Below are 21,341 nucleotides of genomic sequence, written 5' to 3' on the forward strand. Positions count from 1 at the left end.
CACTCGGCACCTCGCCTAGGCTCGGTGTGCCCTCACTCCGGCATTGCTCCGTGGGCCGCCGCGAAGGGCCATCCATGGCCCAGCGCGGCTACCTCGGCATCCATGCCGAGGTGCCCACTGCGCAATGCCTGCGTTCGGCCAGCGTGGTTTAACGGGGCGTCGAGATCAAGATCAAGATCCAAAGCAAGAGCAAGAGCAAGAGCAAGAGCGGGATACATGCCAGCATCTATGTGGCTGAGCCTCCGCTATCGCGAGCAAGCTCGCTCCCACAGGGGATCTTCAGCAAACACAAAACCCATATACACCGCAAAACCTGTGGGAGCGAGCTTGCTCGCGATGAGGCCGGCACATCCAACATCACCGTAAACTGACACATCGCCTTCGCGAGCAAGCTCGCTCCCACAGGACAAACACGGTCCCACAAAGAACCAGGTCGGCTATAAGGCCGCCTCGGCGTGGACGTTGATCTCGGGCGCCCCGTTAACCACGCTGGCTGAACGAAGGTATTGCGCAGTGGGCAACCCGGCATGGATGCCGGGTTAGCCGCGCAGGGCCATGGATGGCCCTTCGCGGCGGGCCCACGGAGCAATGCCTTCGTTCAGGCATGCCGAGCCTAGGCGAGGCACCGAGTGGTGGGGCAGGAGCGCTTTGGTTACTTTCGCGCTTTTCGAAAGTGACCCGCCGTCAGGGCGGAACCCTAAGCCGCCGTTACCGCAGAAACGGATATACACACCAACCTCGCCCCCCCAATAAAGGCCTAAGCCAAGAGGGAATAAACCAAAGCCGTAATCGCCACCAAACCCACCAACGTAACGAAGACATTCGAAGCCTGGCCGCGATAACGGGCCATGGCCGGAACTTTGCGAATGGCATACATCGGCATCAAAAACAGGATAGCTGCGATAACCGGCCCCCCCAAGGTTTCGATCATGCCCAGGATGCTCGGGTTGAGGGTAGCGACGATCCAGCACACCACCAGCATGAACGCCGCGGTGAGGCGGTCCAGGGTCTTGGGCGCCGGGCGGCGGCCGCTCTTGACGATCAAGCCCTTGAGGCCTTCGCTGGCGCCGATGTAGTGCCCCAGGAACGACTTGGAGATGGCGACAAACGCAATCAACGGCGCAGCAAAGGCGATGGTCGGGTTGCTGAAGTGGTTGGCCAGGTACGACAGGATCGACAGGTTCTGCGCCTTGGCTTCGGCCAGTTGCGCCGGGGTCAGGGTCAGCACGCAGCTGAACACGAAGAACAGCACCATCACCACCATCAGCACATGGGCGCGCGACAGGATCTGCGAACTGCGCTCCTCGGCGTTGCCGCCGTAGCGGCGTTTCTGGTCCACCGCAAAGGCCGAGATGATCGGTGAATGGTTGAACGAGAATACCATCACCGGGATCGCCAGCCACAAGGTATGCAGCAGCGCCGAAGCCTCAGGCGGCGTGGACGCCGTGGTCAGGATGCCGCCGCTCCAGTGGGGAATCAGGAACACCGCCAGGAACAGCAGCGCAACGATGAACGGGTAGACCATCAGGCTCATGGCCTTGACGATCGCCTGCTCGCCACAGCGGACCACCGCCAGCAGGCCCAGGATCAGCACCAGGGACAGCACAGCCCGAGGAGGCGGCTGGATATGCAACTGATGCTCCAGGAAACTGCCCACCGTGTTGGTCAACGCCACGCTGTAGATCAGCAGGATCGGGAAAATGGCAAAGAAGTACAACAGCGTGATCAGCGCACCGGCCTTGAGGCCGAAATGTTCTTCCACCACCTCGGTGATGTCCGCGCCGTCGCGACCGGATAACACGAAACGGGTCAGGCCCCGGTGGGCATAGAACGTCATGGGGAACGCCAGCACCGCCAGGATCAGCAACGGCCAGAAGCCGCCCAGGCCCGCATTGATGGGTAAAAACAGAGTACCTGCACCGATGGCGGTGCCAAACAGGCCCAGCATCCACGTGGTGTCCTGGCGACTCCACTGGCTGAGGGTGGCTGGGACTGTCGTTTCAAAGCGCTCTTCGACGCTATTGGCCTGATCATTCATCCGGGCGGATCTCCGTATTCCGGTCACATGCACCCGGCCAGGACGAGTCGGAAAAGCCCGACAGGCAGCGCCCTGGCCGAAACAGGGGCGCGATTGTCCGGGATTCGCGAGCAGAAGCAAAGGCTTAGCTGAGGAGCGGTTATGCGTATCAGATCGCCGCCATAGAATTATCCCTGCATTCCCTGTGGGAGCTTGCTCGCGATAGCGGAGGGTCAGCTTGCATCAGCGCTGAATGTACCGCCGCCTTCGCGAGCAAGCTCGCTCCCACAATGGGATCGGGGTACAGCCGGAGAAACAGGTCGGCTATAAAGCCGCCTCGCGAGCAAGCTTTGCTCCCACAGGTCCTGCTCAAACAGATCTGATGGGTGTACGACCGGGAGAACCAGGTCGGCTATAAAGCCGCCTTCGCGAGCAAGCTTTGCTCCCACAGGTCCTGCTCAAACAGATCTGATGGGTGTACGACCGGGAGAACCAGGTCGGCTATAAAGCCGCCTCGCGAGCAAGCTTTGCTCCCACAGGTCCTGCTCAAACAGATCTGATGGGTGTACGACCAGGAGAGCCAGGCCGGCTACTAGGCCGCCTCGGCGTGGACGTTGATCTCGGGCGCCCCGTTAACCACGATGGCCGAACGCAGGCATTGTGGAGTGGGCAACCCGGCATGGATGCCGGGTTAGCCGCGCTGGGCCATGGATGGCCCTTCGCGGCGGCCCACGGAGCAATGCCGGAGTGAGGGCATGCCGAGCCTAGGCGAGGCACCAAGTGGTGGGGCAAAAGCGTTTTGCTTACTTTTGCGCTTTTCAAAAGTGAGCCGCCGTCAGGGCGGAACCCTAAGCGGCCGTTACCGCAGAAATGGATATGTACTCACTACTACGACCGAAATGCACATAAAAAGCCAAGCCCCCCTGCCCCCGGCTCCTACAATCAGGTTGAATACTTGAAATCGCCCCAGCGCCCACAGGAGCCCAGCATGACCGCAACCGTTCTGGTACTGGTTGAAACCGTCAATGAATGCCTGCCTATTCTCGAGAAGCAGGGTTACCACCTGGAATTGGCGCCCACGCCTGCCGAACGCAAGACGGCGATTTTCGAACACGGTGAACGCTTCAGCGCAGTGCTGACCCGCGGCCCCCTGGGCCTGACGGAGGAAGAGATCGCCGCCCTGCCCAACCTGAAAATCATCTGCGTGATCGGTGCGGGTTACGAACAAGTAGACCTGCAGGCCGCACGCCATCGGGGCATCGTGGTCACCAACGGCGCCGGGGTCAACGCGTCGTCGGTGGCTGACCATGCCATGGCGCTGTTGCTGGCGTTGGTGCGCGACATACCCCACTCCGATGCCGCCCTGCGACGGGGCGAATGGCCAAGGGTTTCGCGCCCCTCCCTGGCGGGTAAGCGGCTGGGCGTGTTGGGCCTTGGCGCGGTGGGCATGGCGATCGCCAAACGGGCCGCCCTGGGCTTTGACATGAGTATCAGCTATCACAATCGCCGGGTGCGCAACGACGTGCCCTACACCTTCTGCGCCACTCCCACGGAACTGGCGCGGGTCTCGGACTTCCTGATCGTCGCCACGCCAGGCGGCCTGGATACCCGGCAATTGATCAACAAGCAGACCCTCGATGCGCTCGGCCCAAAAGGTTTTTTGGTGAACGTCGCCAGGGCCAGCGTGGTTGCCACCGCCGATCTGATCAGCGCCCTGGAGCACCGGCGAATAGCCGGAGCGGCCCTGGATGTGTTCGATCACGAGCCCGAGGTGCCGCAGGCGCTGAAGAACCTGCCCAACGTCGTCCTCACCCCCCACGTGGCCGGCCTGTCGCCGGAAGCGACCCGCGCCATGGTAGAGCTGGTGGGCCAGAACCTGACCGCGTTCTTTTCCGGCAAACCGGTGTTGACACCAGTACCGTGGCCCGACGAGGAGCGTTAGAGAACGCCCAATAACGTCCACAAGCGTCGGGATTCGGCATCGGCACTGATCAGTTCACCCAACAGCTCGCTCAACGGCTTGTTGCCCCACTCCACGCCGCGTCGGATCAGGTAGGGCACCGGGCTGTGGGGTTCGGTACGAGCCAGGTAACCGGCGATGACCAGTAACTGTCGATAGGCCTCTTCACGATTGGCCGGTTCCTGGAAGACCTGGGCAGGTGCCGCCTGCGGCTGGGACGTCGACGTCGTGGACGCCGGGGACCTTTGCACCGGCGCGACGGTGGGTTGCTGTGGGTGCATCGCGATGAACTCCTCTACCAGTGTCAGCAAGGCCTGCATCACGTCCTGCAGGGATTTGTAGCCCGGGGCCAGGTTGCCCAGGTAAGCGTCGCTCCAGGCTTCGAGCCGTTGCAGGTGTTGCAGGCTCAACATCAGGCTGCCTTGGCGATGCAACCAGAACGACAAGGGTGTGTTGCGAATCAGTTCGCCGAGTTTCTTTTGATCGTTGCGCGCCGCTTCGGCCGAGGCCTTGGCGTTCTTGCTGTCGTTGACCAACACTTGCTGGCGCTGCAAACGTTGCCAGTCGTCCAGGCAGAAAGCGGCGAAGGCCTGTTCCCGGCCGTCGAACAACGGCACCCGCGTGAGCAGCACTTCGCTGTAGCGACGGGCCAACCACTCCAGGGGGATCAACCGCCAAGACTGGTCGCCTTCCTCGGCCTGGGGGTGCAACTGCTCCGGATAGCGCTCACACAGTCCCGCCACCAGCGCCAGGCTACCCGGCAATCCCTCCAGCCCGGCCATATGCAGCCAGGCCTCCCCCAGCCAGGCGCTGATCATCAGGTCCTTGCTGCGCTCCAGCAGCAACGTGGTCGCGAGCCGTTCCAGGTCCGGCCACAGGGCGCGCTTGATCGAAGACTGCCACACACCGGTGGGCAGGCTGGTATCGTCCTCCCGGCGCAATTCGCGCAACTGGTCATATTCCGGTTCGTAGCGCAGGTCCGGGCCGCAGGGCGATTCGGCGCTGATCGGCTCGAGCAACTGGCTGACCAGCTCAGGCAAAGGCGATATCGGCAAGCTCACAGGCCCTCCTCACGAGTGGCGATGGCGGGGCTCGATGCGCTCGCCATGAAAGGTGAACGGGGCGCCCGCGTCGGCAGCGGCGGGATCGACAAAGGCAGCTTGGAGCCCTGGCTCATCAATGACAGGCGCACGAACATCAACGTTTGCTGCGCCGTGCGGGCCTGGGCCTGGGCGATCACCGGCAGTTGCAGGGCCAGGGGGAAATCGGTGTAGTCGACATTCGGCTGGCGCTGACTCGCCACCTGCGAGCGCATCAGGCGCAGCAATGACCAAGGCCCCTGGTACTCCCAGCCGGCCTCCAGGTCGCGCACCACCAGGTTCGGTTGCAGCGGGTCGTTGGCCGGACGCTGATAACCGTTGCGGGCCCAGCGCAAGGTCAGGCGCACGGGCTGGCCGACCATCCAGCGCAGGTTCTGCTGGCCGCCGCCGGGGTAGCTGATCTGTTGGTTGCCGGCGTCCAGGCTCCAGGCGATCACCTGGTCGGCGCCACGCTCTTCATCGCGATCGGTGCGCCAGCGCACGTCCATTTCCACCCCCAGGATGCCACTCTTGTCCCGTACGAACAGCGGCCCGAGCCAAGTACCGGCCTGTTTCAAACGGTTGAGGAAATCCTCGGCCGCCAGCCGCTCTGGCGTCTGGCTCAACGTCAGCCCGGCCTGGGCCAGGGGCAGGCGTGTGTCGATCAGTTCCAGCAAATGCTGGACCCGCGCCGGGTCGGCATCGCTGGCCCGCACATCCTGGGAAAACGGGAAGCGCCCGGCCAGGTACTGATTGAAATAGTTGGCGACGTCATTCCAGGCTGTCGCGGCCTGGTTCTGTTGCAGGTACAGGCACCGTTGCAGGGCGCCCTGCTGCAACGCGACCGTGCGCAGGGCCAGGTCACCGCGACCACCGGGCAGGCTGGAGGTCTGCAAGATCTGCGCGCAGGAGGTGGTGTCCATGGCGATAAAGTCCCGGCTGACCAATTGTTCCAGTTGGGCCGCCGAGCTGGCCGGGTTCTGATTCTTGTACTTGAGCAACTCATCGTTGAGGGCCATGAAACGTGCCACCTGGTCGTGCTCCAGGGCCGACAGGTTGTCCTGCTGGACGATCAACCATTCCAGCGCGGGCATTCGCTGCTCGGCGATCTGCAACATCGCGCCGAATTGCTGGGCCAGGTTCAGCTTCAGGTCTTGTGGATCGCTGGCACCGTAGAGTTGCAAGCCGAAGTTTTTCGAACCGTCCCAACGCTGGACATCGGCCCGCTGGCTGAACAGCGGCTGGGCATCGATTTCGTCCAGGCCACTCTTGAGCTGCGCCAATGCCCGGCGATTGAGCAGACGTTGGAAACGCATCGCCAGGTCGCCACGGTGCACGTCCATGAAGGCTTTTTGCAGCGCAACGGCCTGGGTCGTTTGCACATTGAAGCCCATGCCGGGCAGCGCCTCGTCGCTTTCATCCAGGCTCAACCACATGGCCCGGGCCGCGGCGCCTTCAGCGGCCTGCATCAGCGCGTCACGGTAATCCGGCGGAATGCGCGGCATTTCTTCATTGGCATAGCTCTTGTAGCTGGCGAAGTAGTTCAGTGCGACGCTGAAATCATCGCTGCCATCGCCCTGGCCCATCGAATCGGGGTTGTTGCCCGACGGATCCTTCTGCATGGCCAGCGCCACGAAATCACGCTTGAACAGCGCCTGCACCGCACCATCCAGCGCCGTGACATGGTCTTGCAGGACCAGCAGGCCACTGCCCTGTTGCACCAGCAGATTGTCCCGGGAGCCGGTCTGGACGATCCACTGGTCACGAAAGCTCTGCTGCAACTTCGCCGCCTGGCTCTCCAGGTCCTGCTCGATATCCGGCCCCAGCAAAGTGCTGTGGCTGACCTTGTCCAGCATCTGGCTGTAACCGGGCACCAGGTCCTGGCCCTTGCCCCGCCCCCAGGCCGAGTTGGTCAGGCTGACCAGGGTCTGCAAATCGTCGATCAGCGCCATCAGGTCTTCGAGTTCGCTCAACGAATTGCCACTGCCGGCCTCCAGCCGTTGCAGGTGCAGCTTGAGGTACCCGGCCTGGCGCACGAAGTTGTCCGCCAGGAAGTAATGGTCCAGCCAACGCTGCATCAGGCCGGTGAAGTTATCGGAGATCACCGGGCGCGCGGCGTTCAGGTCCAGCCCTTTCAAATCGCTGTTCTGGGCATCGAACAGCACCCGGTTATAGAACCGTGGCCGGCTCAAGGTGCCGGTATTGAGCCCCAGGGACAAGGCGGTGTTGCTCAGTTGCACCAGTTCGTCCAGCGGTGCCTTGGGATCGTTCACCACCTGGCTGAACATCTGGTTGTGCTGTTCAAGGCGTACCGCCAGGTCCACCAGCGCCTTGGCCTTCACGTAGCTCTGCCATTGCGCCGGGTCTTCGTTCTCCACATTGCCCCGCCGCTCGGTGTTGCGGATGGATTTGAGCTGCTCCAGGTCTGAATTGAGCAGGTCCCGCAGAGGCAATATCCAATGGCGCCGAGCAGTCAGGCGCAACCCATTCTCCAGCTGCGTGTCCACGCAAGAGAACCACGAAGTGGGAAAGACCACCGAGACAAAGCGCCAGCGCGGGGCCTTTTCCAACATGTTCCAGTAGTTCTGCACGTTGTGCCGGGTCGGTTCCAGCTGCGGTTCGTCAGGGTCGACCACAAGGTGGTTCTTATGGGTGCTGAGGATCAAGCGCGACAGCCCTTCGGCTTCTTCCACCGAATCGTGCCAGACCCAGACCATGCCACCCAACCAGACCAGCCCCACCACCAACGCCACCGCTCCGACCAGCCGATGCCCGCGCTGGCGCAGGCGCAGCAGCCGCGGCACAGGTTGGGCCAAACCACGCTCAGCCACCAGTCGTCGTGACCACAACTGCCGGGCGAACACGCTTTGCCGCTGGACACTGTCGGCGGCGGTCAAACCATCACCGCTGACAGCCGGCGCCTGGCTGGCAGTGAAATACACCCCGCGACAACGCGGCGCTTCGCCCTGGGCATTGCCCTGGAACACCGGCTCCAGCAGGATCTGCAAGGCCCGTCGCAAGCCTTCGAAGCGCTCCGGCAACCCATAAAGATCGCTGCCCAATTGCCCCGACAGCGCACCGATCTCGATGATCGACTGCGACAGCGCCGCGTTGACCTGGTCCAGGGCCTGGTCACTCCACTGCGACTGCCAGGCCGCATCCGGCAAATAGGGCGAGGACCAGCCCAGCATCGATTCACGCGCCTCGGCGGGCAGCGCGCTGACCAGTTCCTGGACCCCGGGCAGCTCTTCCATCCCGGTGATCACCACGTACACCGGCAGGCTGAGGCCGAACCGTTGCAACAAGTCGATAAAGCACCGCCGGACCTTGAGGCTCAGCTCGGTGGTGTGTTCGATGTCGTCAAGGGTGCTGAACGGCACCGTCCAGATCACTGCATCCAATGGTCGCTTGCTGCGCAAGCGCAATATCAGCCCCAACAGGCGCCACCAATTACCCCGTTGCCGGTTCATGCCTTCATCGGGCAGGAACAACGCCTGGGGCACTACCAGCACCGAGCCCTCGGCATCGGAAAACCAGCGCCCGAACCAGGCGGCCTTGTCGGTCGGTTGCAAGCGCCACTGGGCACACAGTTGAGCGCCGTCGCTTTCGTTGCCGAGCATCATCAGCCAAGGCATCTGATAGCGGTCCCGGGTGCCCTGCTCCTGTTCCATGCGGCGCACCGCCCCATAGAAACTGCGGATCGCCGCCCCGCCCTGGGTCCGCAGCCACCAGATCAGGGCCGCGATCAACAGCACCACGACGATGGCGAGCACCACCAGGGCAACGATGCTCAGGGTGCTCATGAGTCCTGCTCCTGAACCACCGATTCATTCAGTTGCAGCACCGGCTCGAGCTCCAAACGAATGTCACGCCAGAACACCTGCCCCAAGCCGGTCAGCAACAACACCATCGCCAGGATCGCCAGCCCCAGGCGAAAGCCGTCCGGCAGCGATTGCTGCACCGGCATGCGCACTGGCGGCGTCGCCGAAGACAGCGCCAGGCGCTGGCTGACATCGACATAATCGGGTTCGTGCTGCCAGGCAAACGTGAACAACGCCAGGCGCCATTTCTCATGCTGGACCTGGCCCGGCTCACCACGCAATCGCCCCTGGAACCCGAGGATCAGGCATTGCAGGTAGACATTCGCCAGGTCCCGCGTGCCGGGCATCTGCTCGTCCAGCAGTTTCTTGATCGCCGCCGGCAAGCGCTCGCCAGCCTGGCGACTGGCATACATGCGTGATTCGAGGGGGTGCTGCTGCCAGGCCAGTTGTCCGGGCCAGGGGCTGAACAGCAAGGTTTCGTCCACCAGCGCCACGAAGGCATAGACCAGCGACTTGACCTGCTCGGTCGCGGCGTCGCCGACGGTGGCGAAGGCCACCCGCCACAGACGCTGGGCGCTGCGCCCGGAAAACTCCACCACCCGATTGACCAATACCGCAGGGTCGCTGTCCTTGGGCAAGTCTTGCCATTCCTGGGACCACTTCAGCCAGGCCTGGCGAAAAGCGCTGCTCAGCGGCGCCTCATGCAGACTCCGAACCGCCCCGCCACTTCCATCAGGCATACGACTCCCCTTTTGCGATCAGGCACTTTCACTGGCTTGCGCCACGAACAACACCACTTGCCACGGGCTGCTGGCCTGGGCCGATGCCGGCGCCACGATGTGCAGCGGCAATTGCGCGTCGAACCATTGCCCGCTGGCGGCCACCACAAACAAACGGGTGTCGTCGCCCACGCTGTAGGCCACCTGTTCGTTGCGGCTCATGGCCTGGTGGGGCAGACCGCTCATGCGTTGTCGGCTGAGCAGCGGGATGTGCCGCGCCGACGCAATGATCGCCCCGCGCAACCACTCGCCCGCCGCCTGCTCGCTGGCGCCGTTGGGCATGCGCAGGCCGATCACCAGGCGTTGGTCCGGTTGGTCGTCAGGCAACTGGATCGAAAAGACCTGCTCGTTGCGCTCGAAAGCCAGGCTGCGATAGCCGGCACGAATCAGCTCCAGGGTGGTTTCCAGCCAGTCGAGCAACGGCTCGTAGCCGCGCTGCAATTCGAGGAAATCCAGCGGTGCGAAGGCCGGGACGCCCGCCAGCGGATCGAGGGCCGACCAGCTCCCGGCCAGCCCCAGCAGCAAACCGTAGAGCGCCTGGGGCGTTGCCACCCGGGTGTTCAGCGCGCCTTCGACTTCCGGCAAGCGCGCCCACAAGGCGGTCAATTGCCGGCGGATCTCCATGGCATCGTCCTGGTTGCCGGCCGCCTGGGCCTGGCGCAAGCGACCAGCGAGAAACATGCACTTTTCCCGGGCCCGGGCGCATACCCCGGCGACCCGTCGACCGAGGGCCGACTCCGGCAACAGGATCGGCGTCGGTGGGGTGTAGGGCACGCGCCAGAAGCCACCGCCCTCCTTGCGGATGCGCAACAGCGGCAGGCAGATCGAATCGGCCTTGCTCAGTTGCGTGCACAGCCTCGGGTTGGGTCGCCAGACGGTGATCGACTCGGGAAATGCACCGCTGGTGAGGTCTGGCAACGCCTCGCCGACCACCGATTGCAGGCGCCCCTTGAGCGGCACCAATTGCCCGGCGCGCCACAGCGGGCTGACGGCCAGGTACACAGTCACGGTGGCATCGTCGGTCTTGTCGATCGCCTCTCCGATGTCCAGCTCCAGGGTCGGCCCGACACCAGCCTGCAGGTTGACCGGCAGGCCGTCCGGCAAGGTGCCCTGCAATTGCAGCAGCCGCACCTGGCCGGCGCTGAGGGCCGAAGGATCGACTTCCAACTGGCTGACACCCCAGAACCAAGGGTTGCAGGCCCCGGCAAAATACGCAGCCAGGGCCTCGGCACGCAGCCCTTGCAATTGAAAATGCTGGGGCAGCAATTGCATGCCCTCATGCCAGCACACCGCGTCAGGTAACAGACTCATACGACTCCCTTCGACATCCCAATGTCGCCGCGCATGGCGGCCCGCGGTCACTCAAGGCTGGCTGTCATCGAGCCCCATCATTCACGAGGGTCATCTCGCGACTGTCGAACTTCAGCCAGGCCTGGCGCTGATCGTCCAACCGAAGCCGGTGGGCTCCGGGAGTGTTATAGCTGGCGAAGACCAAAAGTCCAGCGGCGCGCCGGCCCTCCAACGGGAAGGGTTGGCGGTCGATGAATTGCCCCGGAACCAGCTCCAGCCCCCACACCGACATGAGTTGACGATAGTCGCGCTGGAACTGTTCGCGCTCGGCGAACCATTGGCTGGCGGTGATGCCCGACAGCTGCTTGAGCAGGTCCGGGTCGTTCACCGCGATGAAGTCCACGGCGATCGGCGTGTCGTCATTGGCCCGGGGCGCGACGTCCAGGGTCAGGCTGTCCAGGTCGACGCTGGGGGCAAAAAGCGAGCAACCGGTGAGCGCCAGGCTCAAAAAAAATCCGAAAAAAAACCCACGCAAAATGAATCTTCCTTTTCTCTGCGGTCAAAAATTGTTTTTGCTTGCTTTTTTATAGACCTGTTCTAGCGTCTTGGGTAGTTCGACCCACACGGTCGAATGCGCCAGGTTCGTCAAGGGAATGACAGGTTTTCTGCCGTCCATTTGCAACCTGTGGATCAGCAAGGGATTGCGATGAGCGGGACTCCCGATGCATTGCGCCCGCACATGCATCGGAGTCGGCCGCCATGGCAGAAAGTACCCAGCACAAGCTCGACAGAGTCCGCCCTCCCCGCGTCCAGATCACCTATGACGTGGAAATCGGCAACGCCATCGAGAAAAAAGAATTGCCACTGGTTGTCGGCATTCTGGCCGACCTCTCGGGCAAACCACTGGACCCGCTGCCCAAGCTCAACGAGCGGCGTTTTACCGAAATCGATCGGGATAATTTCAACGAGGTGCTCGCCTCCATCTCCCCCCGCGCCACGCTCCAGGTGAACAACACCCTCAGCGGCGACGACAGCAAGCTCAACATCGAACTCAACTTCCGTCACATCGACGACTTCGATCCGGTCAAGGTCGTGGAGCAGGTCACGCCGCTGCGCCGGTTGTTCGAAGCACGCCAACGCCTGCGGGACCTGTTGACCAAACTCGATGGCAACGACGACCTGGACAAGCTGCTGCGCGACGTGATCGCCAACACCGAAGGCCTGCAGGAAATCAAGTCGGCGCGCCCCCAGGACGTACCGCCAGAGCTGCCGACCGTGGCCGCCAACGATGACCCTGCCCCGGCCGAACCACAGGCCTGATCGCGCGCATCATTAAGGGAGATAACACCATGCCTGCTTCATCCAGCGCTCAAACCAGCGAGAGCACGACCCAGACCCTGTCCCTGCTGGACAAGATCATCGCCGAAGGCCGCATGGCCCACGACGACAGCCAGCAAGACTACGCCCGCGACATGCTGGCCGAATTCGCCACCCAGGTCCTCGACGAAGGCATGGCCATCGACAAGGACACCGTGGCGATGATCAACGACCGCATCAGCCAGATCGACCAGTTGATCAGCGCCCAGCTCAACGAAGTGCTGCACCACCCGGACCTGCAGAAACTCGAAGCCTCCTGGCGCGGCCTGCACCTGCTGGTGCAGAACACCGAGACCAGCACCCGGCTCAAATTGCGCCTGCTCAACGTCACCCAGAAAGAACTGCAGAACGATCTGGAAAAAGCCGTCGAATTCGACCAGAGCGCGCTGTTCAAGAAAATCTACGAGGAAGAATACGGCACCTTCGGCGGGCACCCGTTCAGCCTGCTGGTGGGTGACTACACCTTTGGCCGGCATCCGCAGGACATCGGCCTGCTGGAAAAACTCTCGAACGTCGCCGCCGCCGCGCACGCCCCGTTCATTGCCGCGGCCAGCCCGCGGTTGTTCGACATGACCAGCTTCACCGAACTGGCGATCCCCAGGGACCTGTCAAAAATTTTCGAGAGCCAGGAGCTGATCAAGTGGCGCGCCTTCCGTGAAAGCGAAGACTCGCGCTACGTGTCCCTGGTGCTGCCGCACTTCCTGCTGCGCCTGCCATACGGCCCGGACACGCTGCCGGTGGAAGGCATCAACTACGTCGAAGACGTCAACGGCACCGACCACAGCAAATACCTGTGGGGCAACGCCGCCTGGACCCTGGCGCAACGCATCACCGAAGCCTTCGCCAAATATGGCTGGTGCGCAGCCATTCGCGGAGCCGAGGGCGGTGGCGCGGTCGAAGGCCTGCCGGCCCATACGTTCCGCACCAGTTCCGGGGATCTGTCGCTCAAATGCCCGACCGAAGTGGCTATCACCGACCGTCGTGAAAAGGAACTCAACGACCTGGGCTTCATCTCCCTGTGCCACAAGAAAAACAGCGACGTGGCGGTGTTCTTCGGCGGCCAGACCACCAACAAGGCCAAGCTCTACAACACCAACGAGGCTAACGCCAACGCGCGGATCTCGGCGATGTTGCCGTACGTGCTCGCGGCCTCGCGCTTCGCCCATTACCTGAAGGTGATCATGCGCGACAAGGTCGGCAGTTTCATGACCCGCGACAACGTGCAGACCTACCTCAACAACTGGATCGCCGACTACGTGCTGATCAACGACAACGCGCCGCAAGAAATCAAGGCGCAGTACCCGTTGCGCGAAGCGCGAGTGGACGTGACGGAAGTGGCCGGCAAGCCAGGCGCCTACAAGGCCACGGTGTTCCTGCGCCCGCACTTCCAACTGGAGGAGCTGACCGCCTCGATCCGCCTGGTGGCGACCCTGCCGCCGCCGGTAGCTGCCTGACCACCCTTGGCAAGGGAGCAAGCTCTCACTGGGCTGCGTGTAGGAGCTGCCGAAGGCTGCGATCTTTTGATCTTGATCTTTCGCTCTCGACTCAATGGGTAGGGGAAAGATCGCAGCCTCGTTGCACTCGACAGCTCCTACACCGCTCCTACACCGCAGTCCGCCGGGAGCAAGTTTCATCGCCACAGGTTAATTCATCGGTATTGGGCACTACCTCATTCGTCTTCTTCAGGAGTTCCACACAATGGATGCAATCATTCTCGACCTCGGCGGCGACATCAAGGGCGACAGCCTGCTGGAGGGTTTCACGGACAAGATCGAGGTCATGTCCTACAGCCACAACGTGGCGATGCAGGTCACCAACGACGTCAGCAACTCGGAGCGAACCTCTGGCCGGCCCCACATCGGCGAATTCACCCTGACTAAATTCATCGACAGCTCCACCCCCTCGCTCAACGAATATTGCTGCGCCGGCAAACCGATCCCGCAAGCCGTCATCACCATCGGCCGCAACGCCGCCGAGGGCAGCGGCAAACTCATGCCGTTCATCATCTACACCCTGACCAACGTCGTGCTGTCCAACGTCAGTGTCAGCGGCGGCACCGGCGGCAAACCGGTAGAAACCCTGTCGCTGAACTTCACCAAGATCAAATGGGAGCTCACCGCGCAGAAAGACGACGGCACCAAGGAAGGCACGGCGGGCACGACCTGGGACCTGGCCGCCAACAAAATGACCAAGTAAGGAAACCGCACCCATGGCTGGCTTCGGGCTGCGCCCGCCCCTGTTCGAACGCCTGGCCAGCCCGGCGAACGATACCGGGCGGGCGTTCGACCGGCAGGCGTTGCAAGACTCGGTGCATGCCGAACTGTCGCGCCTGTTCAATACCCGACGCGGCCCACGGGCGCTGACCGAACCGCCGAGCATCCTGGACTACGGCATCGCCGACTGGACCGCGCTGCAACAGCAGCGCAGCGATGACCGCCGCCAACTGACCCGGGAAATCCGCCAGGCCATCACCTGCTTCGAACCTCGCCTGCGCCTGGGCGAGGTCGAGGTCTGCCCGGTGCCGGGCCATCCGCAGCAACTGTGCATACGTCTGCTGGGCGAGCTGCGCGGCGACCTGCATGCCTGGCCCGTGGCCTTTGTCATCGAGCACGCCGGCGACGGCCTTGAGGTACGACATGAGCGACTCGATTGACCCGCAACTGTTGGACTATTACCAACGCGAACTGACCTGGTTGCGGCATGCCGGGAGCCTGTTCGCCGAGCGCTACCCCAAGGTCGCTCGGCGCCTGGAGTTGTCCCCCGGCGAATGCCCCGATCCGCATGTCGAGCGCCTGCTGGAAGGTTTCGCACTGTTGGCTGCACGCTTGCAACGCCGACTGGACGACGACTACGCCGAATTCAGCGACGCCCTGCTCGAACAGCTTTACCCGTTGGCCATGCGGCCCTTGCCGTCGTGCGCCATCGTGCAGTTCGAACCCGACCCCAGCAAAGGCAACTTGAACGAGGGCTACCCGCTGCCCCGCGATACACCGTTGTTCGTCACCACGGACAAAGGCCAGAGCATTCATTTTCGGACCACCGCCGCCGTGCATTTGTGGCCGGTGGAAATCAGCGAGGCATTGCTGCTGGGCAGCGACGAAACCCAGGCGTTGACCGGAGTGGTCCGGGCCCGCTCGGCCTTGCGCCTGGAGCTGCGATGCCTGGGCGAAAGCCAGTGGTCGACGCTGGGAATCGACTCGCTGCGGGTACACCTGGCAGCGTCACCGATCATCAACGCCGGGCTGTACGATTTGCTGGGCGCGCACGCCATCGAGGTCCTGGCCGGCGCGCCGGGCAGCGCGCCGGAGTCGCTGACAGGCTTGCCACAGATCGTCGGCTTCGCCAGTGACCAGGTCTTGCTGCCGGATGAAGACGGCGTGCACCCCGGCATGCGTCTGCTGGCCGAGTACTTTGCCTTCCCGGATAAATTCGGCTTCTTCGACCTGCCACTGGCCGGTGCCACCAGCGACGGCCCGTCGTTGTACCTGTACATCGTTTTCGACCGCCCTCCCACCAGCCGCCTGCCGCTCCAGGCCAGCGACATCGCCCTGGGCTGCACGCCGGTGATCAACCTGTTTCCCAGGACTTCCGAGCCGCTGCGCCCGGATGGCACCCGCAGCGAGTACCGGTTGGTGGCCGACAGTCATCGGGAAAACAGCGTCGAGATCCACAGCATCCGTGGCATGCGCGCCATGTCCAGCCAGGGCGTGCGCAAAGTGCCGGCCTATTACGGCAGCCAGCATGGCAGCGACCAAACCTGTTATTGGCATGCACGACGGGTCAGTGGCATGAGCCCGAACCGATTGGGCACCGACTTGATGGTCAGCCTGGTGGACACCCAGTTCGACCCGCTGGCCGAAACCCGCGACTACAGCCTCACCGCCGAACTGCTGTGCACCAACCGCCACCTGGCCCAGAGCCTGCCGGCCGGCACCCCGCTGGGTTTCGAGCGCCCGGGGCCGGTGGCCTGGGCGCGCCTGCGCAACCCACCCAGCCCGCAAAGCCTGCCGCGCCTGGATGGCGAATCGCGCTGGCGGCTGGTGTCGCAATTGACCCTCAACCATTTGTCGCTGGTCGAAGGTCCCCAGGCATTGGACGCACTGCGCGAGATTCTCCAATTGCACAACCTGCGGGACGAGGCCAGCGCCCATCGCCAGATCGAAGGGGTATCGGGGCTGAGTTGCGACCGGGTCATCGCCCATGTCGGCGAAGACGCCTGGCGCGGCTGGCGCAACGGCCTGGAGGTGCGCCTGCAACTGGATCCGCAACACTTCGTCGGTAGCAGCGCCGTGCTGTTCTCCGGGGTGCTGGCGCAATTCTTTTCCCTTTATGCCACCGCCAATCGTTTCGTGCGCACCGTGCTGGTCCAGTCCGACAAGGAGGTGAAGACATGGCTACCCCAAGCCGGCAAACCCCTGGTGCTCTGAACCTGAGCCAGCGCCTGCGGCGCGACCCGCAACGCTTCGAATGGCTCCAGGCCTTGCTGTTGCTCGAACGTGAACATCCCCAGGCCGAGCCCCTGGGCAGCGGCACCGCGCCGCACGCCGAAGCCTTGCGTCTGCGCGGGCCCTTGACGCCGCTGTTCGCCGCCAGTGAAGTCGAGAGCCTGGGCCAGGAACCCGGCCTGCCGCCCACCCTGACCACGCCGATCTTCGGCCTCGGCGGCCCCGACGGCCCGTTGCCCTACGCCTACCAGGAATGGCTGCAACAACGGGCACGGGCGAAGGATCATGCCCCGGCGGAATTCCTCGACCTGTTCCAGCATCGCCTGCTCAGCCTGCTTTACAAGGTGATGCGCAAACATCGCATCGCCTTGGGTTTCACTGCCCCGGGATCGTCCGCCGTACACGCCCAACTGCGGGCGTTGACCGGCCTGCTGCCCAAGGCCTTGCAGGAGCGCCAGGCCGCCCCCGACTCGGCGGTACTGGCCTGCACCGCGCTGTACGCCGATGGCCGGCGTTCCCTGGACGGGTTCGCGGCGATTGTCCGTGAACAGTTCGGGCTGCCCGTGGAGCTGTCGGCCTACGAAGGTGGCTGGCGTGAAATCCCGCCGGCCAGCCGCAGCCGCTTGCAACCGGGCGGGCGCAACCTGTGCCTGGGCCGCAACGCGGTGGCCGGCACCCACGTCTGGGACGAACATGCCGGTGTGCGCCTGACCCTCGGCCCGCTGACCACGGGCCAGGCCAGCGGACTGCTGCCCAACGGCGAAGCCCATCCGCTGCTCGCCAGTCTCTACGCCCTGTACTTCGGCCCCGACCTGGATTGCACCCTGGTGTTGCTGATCCGCGGCGCCGGCCCGCTGCAACTGGACCGCCAGGCAGCGCCACGGCTGAACTGGAACGGTGGCCTGCAACGCCAGCCAACCCTCGCCGTGCAACGGATCGAAACCCGCCTTCGTCAGCCGGAGATAGCCTGAAATGGAACTGGCCAGCCTGATTGGACGCCTCAACCCGGACAACCGCCGCGCCCTGGAGCGGGCCGCGCAACGTTGCATGCAGCGCAGCCATCATTACGTGGAAATCGAACACCTGCTGTTAGAGTTGCTCGACATCGAAGGCGGCGACTTTGCCTGCCTGCTGCCACGATTCGGTCTGGAGCGTGACGCGGTGGCGGCGCAAACCAACAAGGCCCTGGACCTGTTCAAGTCCGGCAGCACCCGCACCCCCGCCCTGTCGGCGCAAACCATCGGCCTGTTGGAAGACGCCGTGGTCCAGGCCAGCGTGCTGGGCCTGGACAGCATCCGCTCCGGGCTGTTGCTGCTGGCACTGCTGGACCGTGATGAGCGCCGCAGCCTGCTGCTCAACAGCGCCTCGTCGTTGCTGCGCATTCCCCGCGACGCCCTGCGCACCCACCTATTGGAATGGACCGAAAGCTCCCGTGAGCATGTCGCTGGCGTGCGCCCGGCCAAACCCGGCGAGCCTCCCCAGAAACAGGACCCGGTCCTGGACCAGTACACCCAGGACCTGACCGCCGACGCCCGGGCCGGGCGCATCGACCCCATCGTCGGCCGCGACGGCGAGATCCGCCAGTGCATCGACATCCTGCTCCGGCGCCGGCAGAACAACCCGATCCTGGTGGGCGCACCAGGCGTCGGCAAGACTGCGGTGGTGGAAGGCCTGGCCCTGCGTATCGCCGCTGGGGATGTGCCGCCGTCGCTGCAGGAAGTCACCCTGCGTGTCCTCGACCTGGGCCTGTTGCAGGCCGGTGCCGGTGTCAAAGGTGAATTCGAACAGCGCCTCAAAGGCGTGATCGACGCCGTACGCAGCGCCGAAAAGCCGATCATCCTGTTCATCGACGAAGCCCATACGCTGATCGGCGCCGGCGGTGCGGAAGGCGGCAGCGACGCGGCCAACCTGCTCAAGCCGGCCCTGGCCCGGGGCGAACTGCGCACCCTGGCCGCCACCACCTGGCTGGAGTACAAAAAATATTTCGAGAAAGATCCGGCCCTGGCCCGTCGCTTCCAACTGGTGCAGGTCGAAGAACCGGACGAACTTACCGCCGTGGAAATGCTCCGCGGCGTGGCGAGCAAACTGGAACAGCACCACGGCGTGCAGGTGCTGGACGCGGCCATCCACGAGGCGGTGAAGCTGTCCCACCGCTACATCTCCGGACGACAGTTGCCGGACAAAGCCATCAGCGTGCTCGACACCGCCTGCGCCCGGGTCGCCCTCGGCCAGCACGACGTGCCGCCACCGCTGGAAAGCCTGCGCCATCGGCAGAACAGCCTCAAGGACGAGGTCGAACGCCTGCGCCGGGAACAAGCGACCGGGCTCGATCACCGCGAGCGCATCACCCTGCTCGAAGGCGAATCGACCAGCAACGTGCAAGCCATCCGCGAACTGGAAACCCGCTGGGGCGAAGAGCGCGAAGCCGTGCGCGAACTGCTCGACACCCGGCGCGAACTGCTTGCCCTGAGCGAACGCGCCGACAGTGAAAAAGCCGACACCGAGATCGATAACCGCATCGACCACCTGGCCGCCGAACTGCTGCGCCTGGAGGCGGGCCTGGATGCCATTCGCCAGGACGATCCGCTGGTGCCCGAACAGGTGGATAGCAAGACCGTCGCCGCCGTGATTGCTGGCTGGACCGGCATCCCGGTGGGCAAGATGCTCGCCGACGAAGCCCACGCCGTGCGCACCCTCGGCCAGCGCATGGGCCAGCGGGTCATGGGCCAGAGCACCGCGTTGAACACTATCGCCCAACGCCTGCAAGCCTACCGCGCCGGCCTCACCGACCCACAGAAACCGGTCGGCGTGTTCCTGCTGGTGGGCCCCACCGGCGTGGGCAAGACCGAAACCGCCTATGCCCTGGCCGACGCCTTGTACGGCGGTGAACGCAACCTGATCAGCATCAACCTTTCGGAGTACCAGGAAGCCCACACCGTCAGCCAACTCAAAGGCGCCCCGCCCGGCTACGTTGGCTATGGCAGCGGCGGCGTGCTCACCGAAGCGGTGCGGCGCAAACCCTATTCGGTGGTGCTGCTGGATGAAATCGAAAAGGCCCACCCGGATGTGCTCGAAGCCTTCTACAACGTCTTCGACAAAGGCCTGATGGAAGACGGCACCGGCCTGGTGGTGGACTTCAAGAACACCGTGATGCTCGCCACCAGCAACGTCGGCGCCGAACTGCTTTTGGACACGCCAGTGGCACAACTGGGCAGCGATGCCTTCAACGAAGCCTTGCACAAAGTGCTGCTGCAAGCGTTCCGCCCAGCGTTTTTGGCGCGCATGACGGTGGTGGCGTACCGGCCGCTGGATGAAGCGACGCTGGAAGGGATCGTGCTGGCGAAGCTGGAAAAATTGCGCGGACGCTACAAGGCCGCGACCGGCAAGCAGTTCGAGTTCGATGCGGGAATAGTCAAGGCCGTGTTGGCCAAGTGCAGCGCGGCGGGCGCGAGGGATGTCGAGAATGTGTTGATGACGCAGGTGACGGGGAAACTCGCGGAGTGGGTGTTGGAATGAAATATAGAATAGCCATTGAGAACGCCTTGAGCGCTTGGGACGGCATCTGGTTTCACTGGAATAAGAGCGACGCCAGTAAAGCTGCTGCCATGATTCTCCGCCGAATAATGAGGGAGGATCAATACGATGACCAACTCAAAGCGGCAGTGGACTGGTTTTTGGGAAAAACTCAGGTGGCCTTCTCCTATATGGTTGCTTTCGATGCGTTAAAAACAAGCTCCGCACTTTATGCGCTATTGGATGCACAAGTGGGTGCCAGCGATGTCGAACCGGCAAACCTGAAACCGGTCGTTCAGCCATCAAACGCCCCTCTCCAACGTCGCCCTGTCAGGAGGCAGCAAACGCCAATCACCGTCGCTGGATCATCCTTGGCGATGGCCTCTTCATCCGCCCCCAAAAATTCCGATATCGTCGTGCACTTGATGAGATATCAGGATAAGTGGAAAGCGATAAAAATCACCGACATTCCCACCGGCACACATGGTCGCTATGAGCATACTGCCGATGACTCCATCACCACCATGCAAAAAGGATCGGCCGCAGCAGTAATCAAGATGCAACTCGGTATCAAAACCAATGCCCTGGAAGCCGCAGCTTACTGGATAGAATTGGGGCGTATGGTATTCAAGTCAAAAAAAGGACGCTGTTTTAGTTGTGCTGGAGCTGCGCTTTTTACATTGACCAATGATGAGTATTTCGACAAATACGAAATTGTCGTCATGGGAAATAAGAAATATGACCATTATTTTGTATGCATCGGCAGCACACTCGGAGAAATAAAGACAGGGCTCGGAACTGCCGTCGATATCTGGCAAGCAAATCTCGCCAACACTCCGGATGTGTTTGCCAAATCCCCAGCCAAGGATTTCATGTACTGGAAAGGGGCGGAAATAATCTGCAGCATCCCCCGTGACCAGCGCCAATCTCTTCGTCAATTTGCGATCGAGCGAGAAGGAATCGAACACTCATGACGACCTAATACGCCGAACATAAAACCTCGGTTCTTTTACTCGTACGGTCAGTGTAAAGAGCCGCTTATCTGATCTCTCCAAGCGAT

The 21,341-nt window shown here is 63.1% G+C and carries 15 protein-coding genes; 9 read left to right on the top strand and 6 right to left on the bottom strand.

Annotated features, from left to right (window positions below; genetic code table 11):
• Positions 1 to 757: 757 nt before the first annotated feature.
• The gene (locus AB4Z20_RS25935; protein ID WP_253475670.1) at positions 758 to 2,038 is read right to left on the bottom strand and encodes a serine/threonine transporter; all 1,281 of its coding nucleotides are present in this window, start codon (positions 2,036 to 2,038) and stop codon (positions 758 to 760) included.
• Between the two features lie 967 nt (positions 2,039 to 3,005).
• Between AB4Z20_RS25935 and AB4Z20_RS25940 the strand changes: the two genes are divergently transcribed.
• A complete protein-coding gene (locus tag AB4Z20_RS25940) occupies positions 3,006 to 3,959 on the top strand; it encodes a 2-hydroxyacid dehydrogenase (RefSeq protein ID WP_253475673.1) in 954 nt (317 codons plus the stop codon).
• On the opposite strand, the gene tssA is transcribed toward AB4Z20_RS25940, so the two are convergent.
• From tssA to AB4Z20_RS25965, 5 genes are all read right to left on the bottom strand, one after another.
• A complete protein-coding gene (gene tssA / locus AB4Z20_RS25945; protein ID WP_442090946.1) occupies positions 3,956 to 5,038 on the bottom strand; it encodes a type VI secretion system protein TssA in 1,083 nt (360 codons plus the stop codon). The genes AB4Z20_RS25940 and tssA overlap by 4 nt on opposite strands.
• The gene (locus AB4Z20_RS25950; protein WP_442090948.1) at positions 5,035 to 8,859 is read right to left on the bottom strand and encodes a type VI secretion system protein; all 3,825 of its coding nucleotides are present in this window, start codon (positions 8,857 to 8,859) and stop codon (positions 5,035 to 5,037) included. Before AB4Z20_RS25950 ends, tssA begins: the two co-directional genes overlap by 4 nt.
• Complete coding sequence (locus AB4Z20_RS25955; protein ID WP_212800111.1) at positions 8,856 to 9,617, bottom strand: DotU family type IV/VI secretion system protein; 762 nt, start codon at positions 9,615 to 9,617, stop codon at positions 8,856 to 8,858. The genes AB4Z20_RS25950 and AB4Z20_RS25955 overlap by 4 nt, the downstream gene beginning before the upstream one ends.
• Positions 9,618 to 9,635: 18 nt before the next feature.
• Complete coding sequence (gene tssK, locus AB4Z20_RS25960; RefSeq protein ID WP_258688447.1) at positions 9,636 to 10,967, bottom strand: type VI secretion system baseplate subunit TssK; 1,332 nt, start codon at positions 10,965 to 10,967, stop codon at positions 9,636 to 9,638.
• A 64-nt stretch (positions 10,968 to 11,031) separates the two neighbouring features.
• On the bottom strand, positions 11,032 to 11,481 hold the full coding sequence (locus tag AB4Z20_RS25965) for a hypothetical protein (RefSeq protein ID WP_018605733.1): 450 nt from the start codon (positions 11,479 to 11,481) through the stop codon (positions 11,032 to 11,034).
• A gap of 224 nt (positions 11,482 to 11,705) precedes the next feature.
• Here AB4Z20_RS25965 and tssB point away from each other — a divergent pair, with 224 nt between their 5' ends.
• From tssB to AB4Z20_RS26005, 8 genes are all read left to right on the top strand, one after another.
• A complete protein-coding gene (tssB, locus tag AB4Z20_RS25970) occupies positions 11,706 to 12,266 on the top strand; it encodes a type VI secretion system contractile sheath small subunit (protein WP_018605731.1) in 561 nt (186 codons plus the stop codon).
• 29 nt (positions 12,267 to 12,295) lie between these two features.
• The gene (gene tssC / locus AB4Z20_RS25975; protein ID WP_014337906.1) at positions 12,296 to 13,777 is read left to right on the top strand and encodes a type VI secretion system contractile sheath large subunit; all 1,482 of its coding nucleotides are present in this window, start codon (positions 12,296 to 12,298) and stop codon (positions 13,775 to 13,777) included.
• A 244-nt stretch (positions 13,778 to 14,021) separates the two neighbouring features.
• Complete coding sequence (locus tag AB4Z20_RS25980) at positions 14,022 to 14,519, top strand: Hcp family type VI secretion system effector (RefSeq protein WP_109756006.1); 498 nt, start codon at positions 14,022 to 14,024, stop codon at positions 14,517 to 14,519.
• 13 nt (positions 14,520 to 14,532) lie between these two features.
• On the top strand, positions 14,533 to 14,976 hold the full coding sequence (gene tssE / locus AB4Z20_RS25985) for a type VI secretion system baseplate subunit TssE (protein ID WP_214512690.1): 444 nt from the start codon (positions 14,533 to 14,535) through the stop codon (positions 14,974 to 14,976).
• Positions 14,960 to 16,750 (top strand): type VI secretion system baseplate subunit TssF, encoded by a 1,791-nt coding sequence (gene tssF, locus AB4Z20_RS25990; RefSeq protein ID WP_253475686.1) that lies wholly within the window; start codon positions 14,960 to 14,962, stop codon positions 16,748 to 16,750. Before tssE ends, tssF begins: the two co-directional genes overlap by 17 nt.
• Positions 16,714 to 17,739 (top strand): type VI secretion system baseplate subunit TssG, encoded by a 1,026-nt coding sequence (gene tssG, locus AB4Z20_RS25995; protein ID WP_253475690.1) that lies wholly within the window; start codon positions 16,714 to 16,716, stop codon positions 17,737 to 17,739. The genes tssF and tssG overlap by 37 nt, the downstream gene beginning before the upstream one ends.
• A 1-nt stretch (position 17,740) precedes the next feature.
• On the top strand, positions 17,741 to 20,284 hold the full coding sequence (gene tssH, locus AB4Z20_RS26000; RefSeq protein ID WP_258688465.1) for a type VI secretion system ATPase TssH: 2,544 nt from the start codon (positions 17,741 to 17,743) through the stop codon (positions 20,282 to 20,284).
• Positions 20,281 to 21,255, top strand: a complete 975-nt coding sequence (locus tag AB4Z20_RS26005) for a hypothetical protein (RefSeq protein WP_442090953.1) — start codon at positions 20,281 to 20,283, stop codon at positions 21,253 to 21,255. Before tssH ends, AB4Z20_RS26005 begins: the two co-directional genes overlap by 4 nt.
• Positions 21,256 to 21,341: the final 86 nt, after the last annotated feature.

Origin of the sequence: Pseudomonas sp. KB_12, assembly GCF_052114545.1 — a bacterium.
GTDB classification, from domain to species: Bacteria; Pseudomonadota; Gammaproteobacteria; order Pseudomonadales; family Pseudomonadaceae; genus Aquipseudomonas; species Aquipseudomonas brassicacearum.